Source organism: Celeribacter neptunius, from assembly GCF_900113955.1.
GTDB classification, from domain to species: Bacteria; Pseudomonadota; Alphaproteobacteria; order Rhodobacterales; family Rhodobacteraceae; genus Celeribacter; species Celeribacter neptunius.
In genome coordinates this window covers 42,080-59,064 of sequence record NZ_FORH01000002.1, presented here as the reverse complement: position 1 = coordinate 59,064, position 16,985 = coordinate 42,080, and the positions used below count along the sequence as shown (strand labels likewise).

20 protein-coding genes are annotated in these 16,985 nt (G+C 61.7%); 3 read left to right on the top strand and 17 right to left on the bottom strand.

The features are described from left to right. Positions 1-41 precede the first annotated feature (41 nt). Entirely contained in the window at positions 42-1,037 is a 996-nt protein-coding gene (locus BM151_RS06445; RefSeq protein ID WP_090059318.1) for an ABC transporter substrate-binding protein, read from the bottom strand. Between the two features lie 250 nt (positions 1,038-1,287). Here BM151_RS06445 and BM151_RS06440 point away from each other — a divergent pair, with 250 nt between their 5' ends. Continuing rightward, on the top strand, positions 1,288-1,683 hold the full coding sequence (locus BM151_RS06440; RefSeq protein ID WP_090059316.1) for a RidA family protein: 396 nt from the start codon (positions 1,288-1,290) through the stop codon (positions 1,681-1,683). A gap of 50 nt (positions 1,684-1,733) precedes the next feature. Here BM151_RS06440 and BM151_RS06435 read toward each other — a convergent pair whose 3' ends face one another. The 16 genes from BM151_RS06435 to BM151_RS06365 form a co-directional block, all read right to left on the bottom strand. Beyond that, positions 1,734-2,672 (bottom strand): PHP domain-containing protein, encoded by a 939-nt coding sequence (locus BM151_RS06435; protein ID WP_090059314.1) that lies wholly within the window; start codon positions 2,670-2,672, stop codon positions 1,734-1,736. A 135-nt stretch (positions 2,673-2,807) separates the two neighbouring features. Next, positions 2,808-3,437 (bottom strand): ParA family protein, encoded by a 630-nt coding sequence (locus tag BM151_RS06430; protein WP_090059312.1) that lies wholly within the window; start codon positions 3,435-3,437, stop codon positions 2,808-2,810. Next, on the bottom strand, positions 3,434-3,604 hold the full coding sequence (locus tag BM151_RS21595) for a hypothetical protein (RefSeq protein ID WP_177213048.1): 171 nt from the start codon (positions 3,602-3,604) through the stop codon (positions 3,434-3,436). Before BM151_RS21595 ends, BM151_RS06430 begins: the two co-directional genes overlap by 4 nt. A gap of 205 nt (positions 3,605-3,809) precedes the next feature. Next, a complete protein-coding gene (locus BM151_RS06425; protein WP_090059310.1) occupies positions 3,810-4,304 on the bottom strand; it encodes a ferritin family protein in 495 nt (164 codons plus the stop codon). After that, positions 4,301-6,097 (bottom strand): FAD-dependent oxidoreductase, encoded by a 1,797-nt coding sequence (locus BM151_RS06420; RefSeq protein WP_090059309.1) that lies wholly within the window; start codon positions 6,095-6,097, stop codon positions 4,301-4,303. The genes BM151_RS06425 and BM151_RS06420 overlap by 4 nt, the downstream gene beginning before the upstream one ends. A 4-nt stretch (positions 6,098-6,101) precedes the next feature. Continuing rightward, positions 6,102-7,283 (bottom strand): NADH-quinone oxidoreductase subunit D-related protein, encoded by a 1,182-nt coding sequence (locus BM151_RS06415; RefSeq protein ID WP_218151331.1) that lies wholly within the window; start codon positions 7,281-7,283, stop codon positions 6,102-6,104. After that, positions 7,280-7,864 (bottom strand): NADH-quinone oxidoreductase subunit C, encoded by a 585-nt coding sequence (locus BM151_RS06410; RefSeq protein WP_218151330.1) that lies wholly within the window; start codon positions 7,862-7,864, stop codon positions 7,280-7,282. Before BM151_RS06410 ends, BM151_RS06415 begins: the two co-directional genes overlap by 4 nt. Before the next feature lie 8 nt (positions 7,865-7,872). Beyond that, positions 7,873-8,565: an NADH-quinone oxidoreductase subunit B gene (locus BM151_RS06405; protein ID WP_090059307.1), complete on the bottom strand. Its 693-nt coding sequence runs from the start codon at positions 8,563-8,565 to the stop codon at positions 7,873-7,875. A 13-nt stretch (positions 8,566-8,578) separates the two neighbouring features. Further along, positions 8,579-9,496 (bottom strand): respiratory chain complex I subunit 1 family protein, encoded by a 918-nt coding sequence (locus BM151_RS06400; protein WP_090059306.1) that lies wholly within the window; start codon positions 9,494-9,496, stop codon positions 8,579-8,581. Next, positions 9,493-12,627, bottom strand: a complete 3,135-nt coding sequence (locus tag BM151_RS06395; protein ID WP_090059304.1) for a proton-conducting transporter transmembrane domain-containing protein — start codon at positions 12,625-12,627, stop codon at positions 9,493-9,495. Before BM151_RS06395 ends, BM151_RS06400 begins: the two co-directional genes overlap by 4 nt. Further along, positions 12,621-12,980 (bottom strand): sodium:proton antiporter, encoded by a 360-nt coding sequence (locus BM151_RS06390; protein WP_090059302.1) that lies wholly within the window; start codon positions 12,978-12,980, stop codon positions 12,621-12,623. The genes BM151_RS06395 and BM151_RS06390 overlap by 7 nt, the downstream gene beginning before the upstream one ends. Next, entirely contained in the window at positions 12,977-13,684 is a 708-nt protein-coding gene (locus tag BM151_RS06385; RefSeq protein WP_090059301.1) for a Na(+)/H(+) antiporter subunit B, read from the bottom strand. Before BM151_RS06385 ends, BM151_RS06390 begins: the two co-directional genes overlap by 4 nt. Continuing rightward, positions 13,681-13,962 carry a Na(+)/H(+) antiporter subunit B gene (locus BM151_RS06380; RefSeq protein ID WP_090059299.1) on the bottom strand — a complete coding sequence of 94 codons (282 nt, stop codon included), beginning with the start codon at positions 13,960-13,962 and terminating at the stop codon, positions 13,681-13,683. Before BM151_RS06380 ends, BM151_RS06385 begins: the two co-directional genes overlap by 4 nt. Then, positions 13,959-14,303 carry a monovalent cation/H(+) antiporter subunit G gene (gene mnhG / locus BM151_RS06375; protein WP_090059298.1) on the bottom strand — a complete coding sequence of 115 codons (345 nt, stop codon included), beginning with the start codon at positions 14,301-14,303 and terminating at the stop codon, positions 13,959-13,961. Before mnhG ends, BM151_RS06380 begins: the two co-directional genes overlap by 4 nt. After that, entirely contained in the window at positions 14,300-14,563 is a 264-nt protein-coding gene (locus BM151_RS06370) for an MrpF/PhaF family protein (RefSeq protein WP_090059296.1), read from the bottom strand. The genes mnhG and BM151_RS06370 overlap by 4 nt, the downstream gene beginning before the upstream one ends. Continuing rightward, positions 14,556-15,098 (bottom strand): Na+/H+ antiporter subunit E, encoded by a 543-nt coding sequence (locus BM151_RS06365; protein ID WP_090059295.1) that lies wholly within the window; start codon positions 15,096-15,098, stop codon positions 14,556-14,558. Before BM151_RS06365 ends, BM151_RS06370 begins: the two co-directional genes overlap by 8 nt. Positions 15,099-15,524: 426 nt before the next feature. Here BM151_RS06365 and BM151_RS06360 point away from each other — a divergent pair, with 426 nt between their 5' ends. Further along, complete coding sequence (locus BM151_RS06360) at positions 15,525-16,478, top strand: 2-hydroxyacid dehydrogenase (RefSeq protein ID WP_090059293.1); 954 nt, start codon at positions 15,525-15,527, stop codon at positions 16,476-16,478. Between the two features lie 174 nt (positions 16,479-16,652). Further along, complete coding sequence (locus BM151_RS06355) at positions 16,653-16,943, top strand: hypothetical protein (RefSeq protein ID WP_245781125.1); 291 nt, start codon at positions 16,653-16,655, stop codon at positions 16,941-16,943. Positions 16,944-16,985 lie beyond the last annotated feature (42 nt).

Genomic DNA, 16,985 nt, shown 5'->3' with positions numbered 1-16,985 from the left:
GGGCGGCGCACCGCCCCCGCGAGGTCTTTGGGATCAGGAGCTTATTTCAGGTCCATACCGACTTTGCCGTTGGTGAAGTCGAGCGTGTAGGCGGCGGAATAATCCAGCCCCGCTTCGATCACGCCGGCATCGACCATCTTGTCGTAGAAATCCTTGATCTTCTCGTCGGTCATCGCGCCGATGCCCAGTTCGAGCGCGTCGCCGCTGTCGACGATGCCTTCGGATTTCATTTTCTCGATGGCGAAATCGATCTTGTCCTGGGTCATGTCCGGGTTGTCGGACATGATCATCTCATTGGCGGCAGAGTTGTCGTTGTAGAGATAATTGTACCAGCCGATCGCGGAGCCATCGACAAAGCATTTCACCGCTTCGGGGTTCTCGTCGATGGTCTTCTGCATGGTCTCGATCGTGGTCGCATAGGTGGAGTAACCGGCGTCCGCGATCAGGAAGATATCGGGGGTGAAGCCGCCCTCTTTCTCGATCACATAGGGTTCGGACGACAGGTAGCCCTGCATCGACTTCATCTCATCGGCCAGGAAGGGCGCCGGGTTGAACGTGTAGGGTTCGCGCTGCTCGGCGGTAAAGCCATAGGCGGCGATCATCCACTGGTAATAGGAGGCAAAACCGTTGTCGCCGATCAGAAGCGTGGTCTTTTTCAGATCTTCGAAGGTCTCGGCCACGCCCGGATGGGCGATGATCACCTGCGGGTGTTTCTGGAAGGTGGCGGCGACGGCGACGACCGGGATGCCTTCCTTGGCGGCGTTGAACGCCTGAAGCAGATCGCCCCCCATGTGGAACTGGATCTTGTCGGCGAGCATCAGCGCGCGGTTGTTCACCTGCGGGCCGCCCGGCTGGATCGTCACGTCGAGGCCACAGGCGGCATAGGTGCCATCGGCCACGGCTTGGTAATAGCCGCCGTGCTCGGCCTGGGCCAGCCAGTTGGTGCCGAATGCGACCGGCGTGAGGTCGGCCGCAAGCGCGGCGGTGGATGTGGTCGCGGCAAGGGCAAGCCCCGCGAGAACGCGTTTCAAAGTCATGTAAACTCTCCGTGGGTGAAATTCCGAAACCCACGTTAGCGAGCGTCATCGGGGCAGGCACAGGCGGAGTTGCGTGATTTTGCGCGTAATTCGCATTTGCCGTAATTGCAGGCAAATTTCTGGCCGCATGGTCAAATTTAATGCAGGGGGCGACGGGATCGGATGCGAGATTGTACACAATTGCGGCGCTCGGGTCATGGAAATGGCATCACCGGTGCGACGCAATACGAATCTCGCACCGGAGCTGCCCATGCACAAACCTCTCACCCCGACCACGATTGCCGCCCCTTTCGGCGCCTATAATCATGGGATTGCCTCCGCACCGGCCGGGCGGGTCATCGTCACCTCCGGGCAATTGGGGCTGGCCGCCGATGGCAGCTGCGCCCCGGGGGTCAGGGAACAGGCGGAACAGTGTTTCGCCAATATCGACGCGATTTTGCGCGAGGCCGGGGTTACCCGCGACAGCGTGATCCGCGTCTCGGGCTTTGTCACGAGGCGCGAGGATTTCCCGATCTATATGGCGGTGCGCGATGCCTGGCTCGCCGAGGTGGCGGTCAAACCCGCCTCGACGCTTCTGATCGTCACGGGGTTTACCCGCGAAGAGTTCAAGGTCGAGGTCGAGGTGACGGCGGTGGCGCCGGCCTGAGCGCGCGGTAGGACCCGAGTGAACAGGAGGTGCGGCCTTTTTCGTCGGCTCTAAGTGCCCGCGTAGCCGGGGTTCGGCATCGGGTTCGACCAGGCGCGCTTTCCGGCCCGGTCGATCACCGTCACCCGCAACCATGGGCTGTTGTAAAACCGCATGAGCGGCACTTCGGCGCGGCTCAGGCTCTCGCCATGTACGGCGACGGCGGCCGAACCGTGGCCCTGCACGATGACGGAGGAGGCCGCGCTGGTCGCGACCGTGACCGTTTGTTTCGTCACGTCGATATGGCGCAACTCCGGGCCCTGCGAACTGTAGAAATCGCCGCGCTTGAGCGCCTCGAGCAGCGCCTCCGGGGTCAGGGCTTCGGATTTCACCATGACCCAGCCGCCGAAATGATCCGGTTCGGTAAAATGTGCGTCATCGGTGGCAATCAGGGTCAAGTCGCGGCCCTCCGAGAGCAGCAGATCGGCGTAGAACGCCCCGTCGGCGCGGTCACAGCCCATGGCACAGCCGTGGTTGTAGATCTCCACTGCATGGGCGGCCTCGATCGAGCGGGCGTCATTGAGGCTCATGCCCGACCATTGCGGATGCGCCACGGCGACAAAGGCACCGGCCTGGCGGGCGCGCTCTGCGATCTCCGGGCCGCTCTCCTGTCCCTCGACCGGGGTGAAGGCGGGAGAATGCGACGGCGCGAAGTCTGCGGGCAGGCCGACTGCCAGAATATGCCAGAGTTCGCCATTCTCCATCGCGCCCGAGTGCAGCTCGGCGCCCAGAATTGTGGTAAAACTGTCATCGCGAAACGGCAGGGTGTCGGCGAGGGGATATTTGTACATGCCGATGAAATGATCGGTTAGCGCAATGAAATCATAGCCTTCCGCCTTGTAGCGACGACAGACTTCCGCAGGCTCGAGGCCACCGTCGGAGAGGTTGGAATGGGTGTGCAGATTGCCGCGGTAGAAACGGCCGGGGGCGGTGAAGGCGGATGGGATCATGATCTGTGCTCCGAAGATGGTCCCGGGTCCTGTAGCGGCCCGGTATGACCTATCCGTGACAGATCGCCTTTCGGCTGTCAGTCCCCTGACATGGGGCCAGGCGCGAAAACCATGGGGGCAGGGCGGTGCCTGCGCTCAGAGCTTGACACCCAGCCGTTTCAGCACCGGCTGCCATTGCTCTTTCATGGCTTTGTATTTGGCCTGTTTTTGATCGAAGATCGACAGGCCCTCGCGGGCCAGATCGATATAGGCGGCGCGTTCCGAGATCAGCGTCACCAGCTCCTGGCCATTGGCCTCGAGAAACTCGCCCAGAAGCTTGGCGTCCTTGCGCCGGAGATCGACACGCGAGCCGATGGTCATGATCTCGATCTTGTCCTTGCGGATGCGTTTGAGCTCTTGCAGTGACTTGAAGAAGCCCTTGACCGCCAGCTCGTCGAACATCGAGGCCATCACCGGGGTGATCAGGAAATCCGCCTCTTTGACAAAGGGCTTGACCTCCTCGGCCTCGATGCCAGCGCCGCTGTCGATCACCAGCCAGTCGGTCTTTCTCGGCACAGACGGGCGCGGGGTCTTGGTCCAGTTTGCGGTCGGGATATGCGGCGCATAGGCTGAGCGGCGCTTGCCCCAGCGGCGCGCAGATTGCTGCGGATCGGCATCGGCCAGCATGACCTTGTACCCGGCGGCCTTCAATGCGGCGGCCAGGGTGATTGCTGTCATCGTCTTGCCGGAGCCACCCTTGGAATTGGCGACGAGAAGCGTTTTCACGATGACGACCCTTTCTTGGCATTCTTCTTGAGGAATTTGCGGATATGGTCGCGCAACTCGCGCGAGGCAGAGGTATCCATCTCTTCGCAGAGCGCAACAAAATCATCCCGGTCCGCCTTGGGCAGCCGAATGATCAGCGAGCTGTCTTTCTTGTTTTTCTGGCCCATGTCTCGCCCTGTTTCACCCCTGAATTGCCTATACGATGTATATACGTATCTGCGGCGGGGTCAAGCGCATGGCCCGCGAAGCGACATGGCAAGGCCGCCGCGCTCCGTTATGCCTGCGTCCGGCCCCCGCCGGTTGCTCCCCCATCGTGGCATATCTTTGGGGCGATTGGCAAAACCGGAGCTGCGGTGGCGGGCAGGATGGCGTTTACACGCCACCGGAATGCACCACCTCGTAATAGATCTTCTCGAGCTCTTCCTTGTGCTCGGCCTCCTCATTGGCGAGGAAGACAAAGGCCTCTTTCAACGGTCCCTCGGGGGCGGTTTCGGCCAGTTCGGTATATTGCTCCATCGCCGCGGTTTCGCGCAGAAGCGCATATTGCAGCACAGTCTGATCGTCCGGGTTCTCGCCCAGATCCGGTACCTGCACACAGTCGGAGAATTTGCCGTCGGCCACCGGACGCTGGATCTTTTCGGCCATCACTTCGGAGACTTTCGGATCATTTGCGAGCTTTGTGAAGAGATCGACATGGCCCTGTTCCTCTTCGGCGAGTTCATCGACCAGCCAGCGGATGTTCTTCGACACTTTCGGGGCGAGGGCCTGATAGAAATCCCGCGCCACCACCTCAAACGATGTCGCCGTGTCCATGATCTCTTTCACGCTGGTGAGACCGGACAGTTTTTCCTTGTTCGCTTCGCTCATTGCAGTTTCTCCCGTTTTGTCGCGAGCATTTTGCCCACCGAACGCGCCACGCGGTGACCATCGGCAACCGCATGGATGACGTCCGGACCGGAGGTCACATCGCCCGCCGCCCAGAGCCAGGCTTCCGAGGTCTGACCATCGGCGTCGATCATGATCCGGCCACGGTTCCATTCGAGCTTCTCGGTCAGTTCCGCGCCCAGAAGCGAGATATCGGACATCTGGCCGATGGCCTCGACGACCATCTGCGCCGGGTGAACCATCTCATCCGCCTCGTCATATTTTGGGGCAAAGCGGCCCTCGTCGTCAAAGATCGCCTTGACCTTCCAGGTGCGCAGACCGGTGACGTTTTCGCCCTCCAGGGTGATTTCCTGCGGCCCGCGCGCCGGGTAGATCACGCAGCCCTCTTCCTGGGCTTCCTTGATCTCTTCGGCATCGGCGAGGAAGCGGTCGAGCTCTTCGAGCGCCGTGATGGTGACGCCGACCTTGTCGTATTTCACCTTCTGCAGACGCGCCATCGAGCGCGCGATGTCCATCGCCACGTTGCCGCCGCCGATCACCGCCACCTGTTCGGGCACCGGAACCTCTTCGCCGGCGGTGATCCGGCGCAACAGATCGATGGCGGCCTCGGCTTTCTCGGAGCCGGGCACGCGGGTGGAGCGGCCCTGATGCAAGCCGATGGAGAGCACCACGGCGTCATAGGCTTTCTCGAGCTGCTGCATGGAGATCTCATGCCCCACGCGCATGTTGCAACGGATCTCGACTCCCATGCTTTCGATCACCGATATTTCGTGGTCCAACACATCATAGGGCAGGCGGTATTCCGGGATGCCGTAGCGCATCATGCCGCCGGGCTTGTCCAAGGCTTCGAAGACCACGACCTTGTGGCCCTTGCGTGCCAGATCATAGGCGGTGGTGAGGCCGGCGGGACCGGCACCGATCACGGCGATCTTCTGGCCTGTTTCGGGCACATCCGGTTTCTGGATCAGGTCGAAATAGCGCTCGCGCGGTACATTGTCGGTGATGTCGCGTTTCAGCCAGCGGATGGCAATCGCGTCGCCCTCATGCATCGCGGCGCAGGTGGTTTCGCATTTGTGGGTACAGATCCGGCCACAGGCCTGCGAGAACGGGTTGGTCTCGTACAAGATCTGCAAACCGCCCTCATAATCCCCATCGCGGACTTTCGAAATATAGTCGGGGATGTCCATATGCGCCGGGCAGGTGGCGACACAGAGCCCGCATTCGACGCAACGATCGGCCTCGATCACCGCCTGTTCGCGGGTGAACCCGTCGACGATCTCGTCGAAATTGCCGATCCGTGCCTCGGGCTCCATCTCGCCCATCGGCGCGCGGGTGGTGCCGGTGAGACGGCGCGTGTCCTCGCGCTGATAGCCCTTGGGTTCAAGATCCCAGGACTTGCCATCGACGCCGGGGATGAACCTGAACGCATCGGGGTCGCTGTCGACCCAGGTGTATTCGTTGGACATGGTCAGAGAACCGGTCATGCAGACATCGACGCAGAGCGCGCACCAGCAGCAGCGGCCATAATCGATCATCGGGCGGAGACCGGAGTCGCCGGGACCGGCGTTCTGGCCCTCGACCGGCACCATGTCGATGGCGTCGTTCTGACAGATCTCTTCGCAAGAGCCGCAGCCGATGCATTTGTCCATGTCGTTCTGGTGAAAGCCCCGGTAACGATCGGCGGCCTCGCGGTTGAACGGGTCCTGGATGGTGACCGGGGTGTCGATCACATGTTTCCAGGCGGTGAAGGGGGAGAGTACGTCGCGCAGGGACATGGGATTACCTCTCGATCTCGGGCGGGTAGGTGTGCAGCGACACCATCAGCGCCGCGACGTCGGAAATATTGGTGCCGGGGATCAGATGTTCGAGCAAAGCCATGGCATGGGTGTAACTCGGCCCGCGGACGTTGATCCGGCGCGGATAGCCAGTGCCGTCGGTCACCAGGTAATAGCCATATTCGCCGCGCGAGGATTCGCCCTTGATATAGGTCTCGCCGCGCGGGATTTTCCAATGCAGCACATTGGGCAGGTTGCTCATCACCTCGCCGGTTTTCGGCATCTTGCGGAGGATCTGACGGATAAGCTGAATGGTCTCCTGCAGGTCCTTGTAGCGCACCAGCGTGCGGGCATAGATGTCCGACTCCGTTTCCGTGTGCACGGTAAACTCGAGCTGATCATAGACCAGATACGGGCTGTCCTTGCGCACATCCTTGGCCACACCGCCGGCGCGGGCATTCGGCCCGGTCACGCCGTAGCGTTCAAAGAGCGCGGGATCGATATAGCCGACACCCTTGGTGCGGGTTTTGAAAACGGAGCTGTGGAACATCAGCTTCTCGGCATCGGCGAGGTATTTCTCCGCCGTTTGCAGCACCTCTTCCATCCGCGCCTCGAACCCTTCGGGCAGATGCGCGCGCACGCCGCCGGGCAGGATGAACATGTGATAGATCCGCGCCCCGGTGAGTTCCTCGAACCGGTCGAGCATCAGATCGCGGGTATAGGTCATCCACTGACCGACAACGCCGAGGCCCAAGGCGCCGGAGATGCCGCCCATGGCCATCATGTAGCTGTTGAACCGGCCCATTTCGAGAATGAGCGTCCGGATCCAGTTGGCCATTTCCGGCACGTCGATATCGGCGAGTTCCTCGACCGCGGCGGCATAGCAATATTCGTTGAAATCCGGCTCCGGCACGCAGACCCGGCAGACGATGGGAAAGACCTGAATGAAGGTCCGCCGCTCCATCAGCTTCTCGAAGCCACGGTGCAGATAGCCGACATGGGTCTTGCCATCCACGACCTCATCGCCGCAGACGGTGAGCTCCACCGACATATTGCCGGTGATGCCGGGATGGTTCGGCCCGTGCCAGAGCTTGAGGTACTTGCCGGTCTCGAGATCGATCTCGAGCTTGCCGTCGGGGCCGGGCTCTGGGTATTGCGACCGGTCGGGTTTGAAGGAGAACATCATTTCGCCTCCTCTTTGTGGGCGTGAGCGGCCTCACGGGGTTTCGGATAATCCGGGTAAAGCGTCTCTTGCATATGGGCCTTCGGATCAGACCGGCCACGGCCCGGACGCTCGCGATAGGTCTGTTGCGAATAAGCGAGCGTGTCGAAATCGCGACGATAGGGCGGCAGGTCGGTCCAGCCCTCGAGGATGAATTCCTCATCGACGCGGGGAGAGCCGGGGAAGTTGATGCCGAACATCTCGTTCAACTCACGCTGATAGGTCGCCGCGGTAGGCCAGAGATCGTGGATCGTGTCGCCCGTGGTGGCGCCCGGCTCATCCTCGCGGGTGAGCATGACGCGCAGACCGAGCGACTGGTTGGCCTCACGGTTGTTGATCATATAGGTGAGCTGGAACAGGCCTTCTTCGATCCAGTCGACCGCGGTGAGGAAGGTCAGATGGGTAAACCCCTCGACATCCCTGAGTTCGGTCAGAATGGCGCGCAGCTCGTCGCGTTTGACGGTGACAAAGGTCAGATCGTCGCGCTGAAACGTCGGCGTGCCGAGGTGATAGCGGTCTTTGAGGCGGTATAGAAGTTCTCTCATCATCTCGATCACCAATTGTAATCCGGCATGTCCCAGTCCTTGATCACGGCCTTCTGGTTGACCTTGTATTGGTCAAAATTCTCGGCATAGGTGTTGGCGCCTTCACCCTTGCCCTCGCGGATCACCCGCTTGAGTTCCATGAAGCCATGAAGCAGCGCTTCGGGGCGCGGCATGCAGCCGGCGACATACATGTCGACGGGCAGGTAATCGTCGAGCCGTTTGATCGTGTTGTAGCTGTCCCAATACATGCCGCCATTGATGGTGCAGGAACCTAAGCCCATGACGTATTTCGGTGAGGGCATCTGCTCATAGGCGCGGATCGCGCGTTTGAGCGTCTTGACCGAGAGATAGCCGGAGATCACCAGCAGGTTGGCCTGACGCGGGGTGGGGCGCCACTGGATGCCATAGCGATAGGCATCGAAGCGCGGCGTCATCAGAGGCCGCATCTCGATTGCGCCACAGCCGGTGCCGAAGCCGAGAATCCAGAGCGAGTTCGAGCGCGCCCAGTTGTAGAAATCCTCGACAATCTTTGAGTAGGCCTTGGGATGCACCTTCGGCTTGGCGTCGCAGAAATAATCGCGCAGCGGATCGATGTCGATTTCCTGCCCGTCGGGCGTCGTCACCTTGCGCGGTTTCAGCTCTTCACGGAGCGGAACCTGCTTTTCGGTGTCCTTGCGGAACTTGTCGTCAACGTCTTTCATGATGTCACCCCCGTTACACGGTCAGGATGGCGAGGACGCCCACGGGCAGCCCCCATTTGAGGAAGAAGCGGATGCTCTGTTCGACCCGGAAACGCGGGTGCACGACACCGATCACGGCGGTGAGCATGTAGAGCACGAACACCTTGATCGCGAATTCGGCCCAGTTCGTTGCGCCGCCGAAGAACAGGTTCATGTAGATCACCGTCTTGGCGACCGGGAAGAGCACGCGGTTGGTCTGCATCAGCGCCAGATAGGAGGAATGATATTCGGTCGGCGGGCCGATCGGGATTTCCTGCGGTGCGATCACCACGTCGAAGGGCGAGCGCATCATCGTGCCGACAAAGGCGAACATGGCGGCGATGGTGGCCAAGGGGTTGGTGAAGAGCGTCCAGTTGAAGATCGAGCCTTGCTGTGCCGCGACGATCTGGGTGATGTCGAGGGTCTGGTACTGAAGCGAAATGGCATAGACACCAAGCGCCAGCGGCAGTTCCGCCATGGTCACCTGGGAAAGACCGCGCGAGACGCCGATGGCCGAATGCGGATGGCCGCTCTCGCCGGCGCCCAAGGCCATGCCCAGCGTGCCGAAGAAGACGAAATAGAGCGCCAGAATGAGATCGCCGGCATAAGAGAAATTCTGATGCCAGTCCGAGCCGTAGATCGTCGGCACGAAGAGCAGAAGGCCCACGCCGCCGGTGAGGCGAAACACCGGGGCGAGGTAATACATCACCCCGTGCGAGATCTTCGATCTGAGCGCGATATTCTTCAGCAGATCGATATAGTTCTGCCAGATCGGAATGCCGTAACGCCCGCCGACCCGTGCCCCGATCTTGCGCACCAGCGCGGTCATGATCATGCCGTAGTTGATGACGATGAACAGCGTCAGCAGGGCGAGGGGCACCTGTCCCCATGCGAAGTTGGGAAAAGAACTCATGACGCGCCTCCCATGGAGCCAAGGACGATCAGATAGACCGCAACAACGAACAGCAGGAGCTGCACCGCATAGGTCTGGCCATTGCCGGTGTAGAATTTACGGGTGAATTCCGCCGTGCCGTGGAGCGCATTGCTCACGCCCGTCCAGAAACCGGTGGCGATGGGCGCTTCCAGGAACCCCATCGCCTTGCGGTAGGGCGCAAAGAAGTTCCAGGCGAAATGCGTGGTCTGCGGTTTGAACGGACGTTCGGCGGAGAAGACGATGTTGAACTGTTTTACGCGCTGGGCGTTGTGGTTCATCCAGATCAGCAGGAGCAGGATGGTGATGAACACCACCGCGATCACGCCCCAGATTGCCACCGGATTCCATGTGCCGAACTGGCTGTCGACGATCCGGCCCGACCATGTCAGTGGCTGGTCGCCAAAGATCTGGCCGATATAGCCATCGACGCGTCTCAGGATCATGCCCGGAAGGGCGGCAAAGGCGATCAGGAAGGCCACGAAGAGCATCTGCGGCGCGACGATCCAGAACGGCGCCTCTTTCACCATGCGCAGCTCGTCTTTCGGCTGGCCCAAAAAGATCGAGTGGATCAGGCGGAACAGATACAGGAACCCGACCGGGCCGGACATGAACACGAGGATCATCGGCAGGCGAAGATCGGTGGACATGATCGCGTTGTAGAAGATCCAGCGCCCGCCAAAGCCCGAGAGCGGCGGCACGCCCGACATGGCGATGATGCCGACCAGAACCGAGACGAAAGTGTAGGGCATCAGCGTGATCAGCCCGCCCATCTTGTACATGAGCTTGGTATGGGTGCGCTCCTTGACGCCGCCCACGGCCAGAAACAGCATGGACTTGTAGACGAAGTGGTTGATCGCGAACATCAGCGCGAGGAGCCAGCCCAAATGGTTCATCAGCGCCAGACCGAAGACGGCGTAGCCCATCTGCGAGATCGAGCTATAGGCCAGAAGCCGTTTCGCATCTTCCTGAAAGGCGGCGAGCACCGCGCCGACAAAGGCGGAGAGTGCCCCGAGCCACACGAGTACAACGGTCAGATCGATGCCGTAGAGCGTCTGGTGACCCATTTCGAGGAGCAGGATGAACAGGCCGAAGAGACCGGCCTTCAAGAGGATGCCAGACACCATCGGCGAGACATCGGTCTCGGCCTCGGCATGGGCCCCGGGCAGCCAGATATGCAACCCCATGACGGCGGTCTTGGTGAGAAAACCGATCGCCAGCAGGACAAAGACATAGGGCGCCACCTGCGGTGCGATCTCCGACAGTTCACTGACGAAGAAGGTGAACTTGCCGCCGGAAGCGAGCGCAAACCCCGCCAGTAGGGCAAAGGCGCCACCCAGCGAGAAGACGATGTAGGAGAGCGCATGCGGTTCGCTGTCATGGCCCCGCAGGATCAGGAAATAGCTGCCCACGGTGAGGAATTCCCAGGCGGCGAAGAACTGAAAACTCGTCTCCGAAGTGATCAGGAGCGCCATGCCGGCGAACATCAGCATCGCGGGGGTGTAGAAGCCCATGCGACGGCCCTCGGCATGGAACGAAGCCAGCAGCAGCAGCGCGCCGCCCAGCACCATGATGATCAGGAACACCAGGCGGATCGGGTCGAGCCCGTGAAACGACAGCGCGAACCAGACCACCAGCCCGGCGATCGCCAGCAGGTTCTTGGCCTTGGCCGGGAAAATGTCCAAAGGCAGGAACAAAAGCGCGAAGAGCAGCGGCACCAGCGTGATCAGGTTCTCCTGACCGCTTGCCGCACCCCAGATCCAGCTCAGCACGAAGCTTGTGCCCATGGCGAGGAGCACCACGGCCTCATAGGTGAGATTGACCACGACCGCGCGACGGGATTCGCGTTTGATCGCCATGCCGAACCAGCGGAATAGTACGGCGGCTTCGATCAGCGCCGCGATCAGGAAGGCGGCGGTGAGCGCAAAGGCGCCATTGGCCATCAGCGCATGCACCAGCGCCCATTTGGCATAAAACGCCGGGAAGGGCGGCAGGCCGGTGAGCATGGCGATGAAGGTGGCGAAGGCGACGATCAGCACCGGATTGTCGCGCAGCGCGGCCCAGTCGGAAAGCTCGCGGCCTTTCACCAGACCGGAGAGCCAGAACAGACCGGATTTCGCCACCGCATGCGAGATCAGGATACCGCCGGCGACATAGGGGAGCGTCGCGCCCAGAATGTCGGCCTGACCGATCACCATCAACACGAGGCCGATCTGGCCCACCGAGGAATAGCCCAGCAGGCGGCGGTCGTGGCTTTGCGCCAGCGCCAGAAGATTGGCGCCGACAAAGGTGACGATGCCGATGCCGGTCGCGAGCGGCAACCAGGCGGGGCCGGCCACGTCAAAGAGCTTGAACGCGGCAAAGGCGGCGGCGGTGCCGGAGGCGGCGGAGAAGATCGCCGAGAAGCCGGGATGCGCGCTCTCATAGATGTCGAGCGCCCAGCCATTGGCAGGGAAAGGTTTCAATTCGAGAACCAGCGCGATCAGCACGAGGAAAATCGCCAGCGAAGCGCCGGTGAAGACCATCGGGCGGGCCGGGATGTCGTCGATATTGAGCGAACCATTGGCGTGATAGGTGAAAATCACCCCCACGAGCAGAAGGATCGAGATCACCTGCGAGACCACGAGATATTTGAACCCGGCGCCAAGCGCGCGTGTGTCTCTCGACAAAAGGATCAGACCGGCCGAGGCGATCACGATCAGTTCGATGAAGACGAAGAGGTTGAACAGGTCGCGGGTCATGATCAGCCCCGAGAGCGCCATGATCAGCACCAGAAGTACCGCCATGACGCGGCGCCCGAGACGCAGGAGATCCTTGCGCATGTAGAAGGCGGACAGGAGCCCGGTCAGGGTAACGACGGAGATCAGTGCCGCTTCCATCCCCCCCATGAAGAGGTTGATGGCAAAGGGCGGCGCGGTTCCCGCCGTGGTGATCATCACCGGCAGGGCGTCGCCAAGCGCCAGCCCGACGGTCCAGGACAGGGCGATAAAGCCCATGAAGCCCAGAGCCGCGATGGTGACATAGAAGGCTGCGCGCTCAGAGGTCTGGCGCAAAAGCCCGAGGAGGAATGCCGCACCCAGCCCGGCGGCGAGGATGAGAAGAGGGCTTACCATTTCAGCTCCGTATAGTCAGAGATGTCGAGGCTGCCGCGGGCGCGGAACAACCGATAGGCATAGGCGAGCATGAGGGCGGTGACGCCCAGCCCGATGACGATGGCGGTGAGCACCAGCGCCTGCGGCACCGGATCGGTGATACGGGCGGCGGCATCTGCGACCGGGATGGTGTCGAGGATCGGCGCCTCACGGCCTGTGAGATAGCCGACCGAGACCAGAACCACGTTCACACCGGTGTCGGCGATGGTGAAACTCACGATCATGCGGATGATGTCGCGATTGGTCAGCGCGCCGTAGAGCCCCAGAAGGATCAACGCAAAGCCCAGGAGCATGGCGATTTGGATGAGGATCATTCCGCGTCCTCCGTTTCTTCGAGAGAGGTCAGGATCGAGGAGAATTCCGCCCCGACTTTCAAACCGATGAGGATGTAGATGAGCGGGATCGCTCCAGCCGAGAGGATCGAGCCGAACGTGCCCAAGGGCAGGATACGGTTGTCGAGAAAGCCGCCGGCGAGGATCATGCCCAGAAGGCCAAGGATCACATAGGTGAGCCCGGCAGAGCTCTCGATGCGGGAAATCAGCCCGTGCGAGAACCGTTCTGCCGGATCGGCCAGCAGCATCAGCAACAGGCCGGAGGCAACGATGGCGCCGCCCTGGAAACCGCCGCCCGGGGTCAGGTGGCCGTTGACGAAGACATAGGCCCCGAACAGGAGGATCACCGGCACCAGCATGCGTGTGCCCGTGGTCAAAAGCTCGCCCGAGGGCAGAAAGCCGGAGCCGGAACGGCCCTTCGGCGCTTTCGAATGCGCCAGAACCAGCCCGACGATGGCGGCGGTGAGGAACAGCACGGTGACCTCGCCCAGCGTGTCGAGCCCGCGATAGGTGACGATGATCGCCGTCACCACGTTCTGGGCGCCGGTCTCGGCCACGGTCTGATTGGCATAATAGGCGGCGGTGCGATTGAGCTCGGCATCCGGCACATAGCCGGCGAACAGCGTGAAGAACGCTGTACCCAAGAGCGCCAGAAGCACGAGGGGAATGGCGGTGCGGGTGGTCATTTCGAACCCTCCATTTTCGTGCCTTGCGGTTTCGCGCCTTCGCGGCGCAGACGGCCGAGGACGAAGAAGAACAGGAAGGTGGTCAGCCCGGAGCCGATCGCCGCCTCGGTCATCGCCACATCGGGCGCGGCCAGAATGAGGAACAGGACTGAGGCAAAGAGCGACACCAGCCCGGCCGCCAATACGGCCACCACGGTGGAGCGGGTCAGAAGCGCGATGAGGGCGGCACCGAGCGTGGCCAATGCCAGAACCGCAGCCATGAGGGTCAAGAAAGTCATGCCAGCTCCTCCGCATCTTCATCCAGCCGGTCGACCTGGGTCTGCGGCGCCATGGGCGCACCGGAACGATGCGCGGCGCGGGCCAGAACCTGCGAACTCAGCGGGTTGGTGAACATCAGAAACAGCATGATCAGCAAAAGCTTGATCGCCCAGCCGGGCATGATCAGAGCGGCGCCGATCAGAACGAGAAGCGTCCCCAGCGTCGTCGCCTTGGTGCCGGCCTGAATGCGGTTGAACACATCGGGCATGCGCACAAGGCCAAGCCCGCCAAGCGCCAGAAACAGCGCACCCGTCAGAAGGACCAGAGCGCCCAGCGTGTCGAGAGGTCCGGAAAAGCTCATTTCTCGCCTCCTTCCAGATAACGGGCGGCGACGATGACGCCCAAAAATGACAGGAGCGCATAGACCAGTGCGACATCGAGATAGATTTCGCGGCCGGTGATCAATGCGGCCAGGACGATGCCGGTGATCGAGACGATGGTCAGCACGTCGAACCCCACCACCCGGTCGGTGGCGCGCGGTCCCTTGATGAAACGCCATGCGGCCATGACAAAGGCGGCGAGCGTGGCCAGAGCGGCGAGGATGAGGAGCAGGTCAGCCATACATCACCTCCAGATATTGCTCGAACCCGGCAACGATTTCCTGCGTCGCGGCGTCGATCTCGGTGTCCTTGGCGACGACCCAGTGGATGTAGAGATATTCGCCCTGGATCTCGGTGGTCAGCGTGCCGGGCGTCAGGGTGATCGCATTGGCAAGCAAAAGCCGCCCGACCGGATGGGTCAGGCGGGTGCGGACCTTGACGATGGCGGGCGAGAGCGGCAGCGACGGTGTCACGACCAGCTTGGCGAGCGCCAGGTTGGCTTTCACCAGCTCCTTGAGGAAGTAGCCGATGAACATGAGCCCCGCGCCGATACCCTTGGGCGTCAGATTGAAGCCTGAGAGGAAGGACAGGTTGCGGGAAAAGAAAAAGGCGATCACGCCGGCGACCACGACACCGCTCAAAAGCGTTGCCGGGCTCAGCGAGCCGTTCAGCAGAAGCCAGAACAGAAACAGCGTCGCAAACAGCCGCGTCGCAAAGCGACCCAGGGGCGGCGCTGTGGTGCCTTTGGCGGGGATGGGCACACCCGTATCACTCATGGTCGTCAGGCCTCCGTCGTAGAGAACGTCGTCGAGATCTGGACTTTTGCGAGCAAGCCTCCTCCGGTCGGGCGCAAGGTGACTTGGCCCGGGCTGCCTTTGCGGCAGGTAAAGCTCCGCCTGTGTTCGAAAGCAGGCTCTGGAATGAAGGGATACTCGCGCTGTCCCGCCCCGCTTAGAGCACATATTCAGCCCTCTCGATTTGATGTCGGACAAATGACTGTGCATTTTTCGGGGATGGTTAGCGGGTGCATAACGGCCATGAACCAGGACGATGGCTGGGGCTTGGATGATCGGAAAACACCAGAGGGTTAGCGGTAAAACCCGGCGGCTGAAGCCTTTTCAAACCGAGCTCGATCGCCTAGGACTGAACCATGGTTTTCGCCGCTTCAGACCGGCTATGGTATTGACAAGAAAGGCTCTGACATGACCGACCCCGTGATCCTGATCTCTGCGCCCTATTTCGACGCCGAGGAGCGTGCCCGGATCGAGGCGGTGGCGCCCGCAGTGCTGGCCGGCACGCCCGAAGAGCGGTCTGCTTTGCCGGAAGATGTCCGCGCCGGGATCCGGGCGGTGGCCAACAAGGGGCACAAGCCGTTTGACGGGGATCAAATGGATCTTTTCCCGAATCTCGAGGTGATTTCGCAATTCGGCGTCGGCTATGACAAGATCGACGTCGCCGCCGCCACCGCGCGCGGCATCAGGGTGACCAATACCCCCGATGTCCTCAATGAGGATGTCGCGGATCTGGCGCTGGCGCTGATGCTCGGCTGGTCGCGCGAGATCGTCAAGGGCGACGCCTGGGTGCGTGAGGGAACATGGGCGTCGGGCAGGGAGCTGCCGCTCAACCGTAAAATGTCCGGCGCGCCGGTGGGCATTGCCGGTATGGGCCGGATCGGCCGGGCCATCGCGGATCGCTGCGCGGCTTTTGGCATGGAGGTGCATTACACCTCGCGCTCGGCGAAGGACACGCCCGAGGGCTGGACTTACCATGGCGAGGATGTCGTCTCTCTGGCGAAAGCGGTCGACTGGATGGTCGTGGCCGTGGTCGGCGGGGATCACACCAAGGGCTACCTGTCCCGTGCGGCCATTCAGGCGCTGGGCAAGCGCGGTGTGGTGATCAATATCGCCCGCGGCAGCTGTATCGACGAAGAGGCGCTGATCGAGGCGCTGGAGGCGGGCGATATCGCCGGCGCCGGGCTCGATGTCTTCTACAACGAACCGCATGTGGATGCGCGGCTCATCGCGCTGCCGAATGTGCTGTTGCAGCCGCATCAGGCCTCTTCGACGGTGGAGACCCGCCGCGACATGTCGATCGCGCAATGCGACAATCTCACCGCCTATTTCGAGGGCAAGCCGCTGCCGACCCCGGTGAACTGAGCGCGCGCTGGTCATCGGCTGAAGCGGGCCGTTGTGCCAGGGTCTCCGGTTTCGAGCTGTGGTTTCGTGACTTCACATTCGCGGGAATATACGGCCAGGGCTTTACCCCGGGAATTTTTCCTGAAAAATCATAAGGGAGCAGAAAGCTTCTGTAGCGTGCGAGAGGATGTTCGAATGAAACATGTTTGGGGGCCGGTCTCGGCCATGGTCGCTCTGACGATGCTGGCGGGCTGTGCGGAGCCGATGGGGCGGACCACGGAAGACGGGTTTCTGACCAAGCTGCCCGAGGGGCTGGCCGAGATCGTCGCACCACATCAGGACCTCACGGCAGTCATGGTGAACCCGGATGACGGTTGCTACTGGTACGAGCACGACGGCCCGGTCGAGACGACCCTGCTGCCGCTGCGCGCGCTCGACGGGCGGCCGATCTGTACCGTGGCGCAGGAGCTGACCACGGCGATGTAAGACCGGCAATGTAAGATCGGTGGTGTGACAGGGCGGCGGCGT

Coding starts and splice junctions, on each gene's coding strand:
- BM151_RS06395 (WP_090059304.1), bottom strand. CDS start 12,627: ATGGTAAGCCCTCTTCTCATCCTCGCCGCCGGGCTGGGTGCGGCATTC.
- BM151_RS21595 (WP_177213048.1), bottom strand. CDS start 3,604: ATGGGCCAGAAAAACAAGAAAGACAGCTCGCTGATCATTCGGCTGCCC.
- BM151_RS06365 (WP_090059295.1), bottom strand. CDS start 15,098: ATGAGTGATACGGGTGTGCCCATCCCCGCCAAAGGCACCACAGCGCCG.
- BM151_RS06380 (WP_090059299.1), bottom strand. CDS start 13,962: ATGACTTTCTTGACCCTCATGGCTGCGGTTCTGGCATTGGCCACGCTC.
- BM151_RS06445 (WP_090059318.1), bottom strand. CDS start 1,037: ATGACTTTGAAACGCGTTCTCGCGGGGCTTGCCCTTGCCGCGACCACA.
- BM151_RS06440 (WP_090059316.1), top strand. CDS start 1,288: ATGCACAAACCTCTCACCCCGACCACGATTGCCGCCCCTTTCGGCGCC.
- BM151_RS06405 (WP_090059307.1), bottom strand. CDS start 8,565: ATGAAAGACGTTGACGACAAGTTCCGCAAGGACACCGAAAAGCAGGTT.
- BM151_RS06385 (WP_090059301.1), bottom strand. CDS start 13,684: ATGACCACCCGCACCGCCATTCCCCTCGTGCTTCTGGCGCTCTTGGGT.
- BM151_RS06390 (WP_090059302.1), bottom strand. CDS start 12,980: ATGATCCTCATCCAAATCGCCATGCTCCTGGGCTTTGCGTTGATCCTT.
- mnhG (WP_090059298.1), bottom strand. CDS start 14,303: ATGAGCTTTTCCGGACCTCTCGACACGCTGGGCGCTCTGGTCCTTCTG.
- BM151_RS06410 (WP_218151330.1), bottom strand. CDS start 7,864: ATGAGAGAACTTCTATACCGCCTCAAAGACCGCTATCACCTCGGCACG.
- BM151_RS06360 (WP_090059293.1), top strand. CDS start 15,525: ATGACCGACCCCGTGATCCTGATCTCTGCGCCCTATTTCGACGCCGAG.
- BM151_RS06400 (WP_090059306.1), bottom strand. CDS start 9,496: ATGAGTTCTTTTCCCAACTTCGCATGGGGACAGGTGCCCCTCGCCCTG.
- BM151_RS06425 (WP_090059310.1), bottom strand. CDS start 4,304: ATGAGCGAAGCGAACAAGGAAAAACTGTCCGGTCTCACCAGCGTGAAA.
- BM151_RS06355 (WP_245781125.1), top strand. CDS start 16,653: ATGAAACATGTTTGGGGGCCGGTCTCGGCCATGGTCGCTCTGACGATG.
- BM151_RS06370 (WP_090059296.1), bottom strand. CDS start 14,563: ATGGCTGACCTGCTCCTCATCCTCGCCGCTCTGGCCACGCTCGCCGCC.
- BM151_RS06415 (WP_218151331.1), bottom strand. CDS start 7,283: ATGATGTTCTCCTTCAAACCCGACCGGTCGCAATACCCAGAGCCCGGC.
- BM151_RS06435 (WP_090059314.1), bottom strand. CDS start 2,672: ATGATCCCATCCGCCTTCACCGCCCCCGGCCGTTTCTACCGCGGCAAT.
- BM151_RS06420 (WP_090059309.1), bottom strand. CDS start 6,097: ATGTCCCTGCGCGACGTACTCTCCCCCTTCACCGCCTGGAAACATGTG.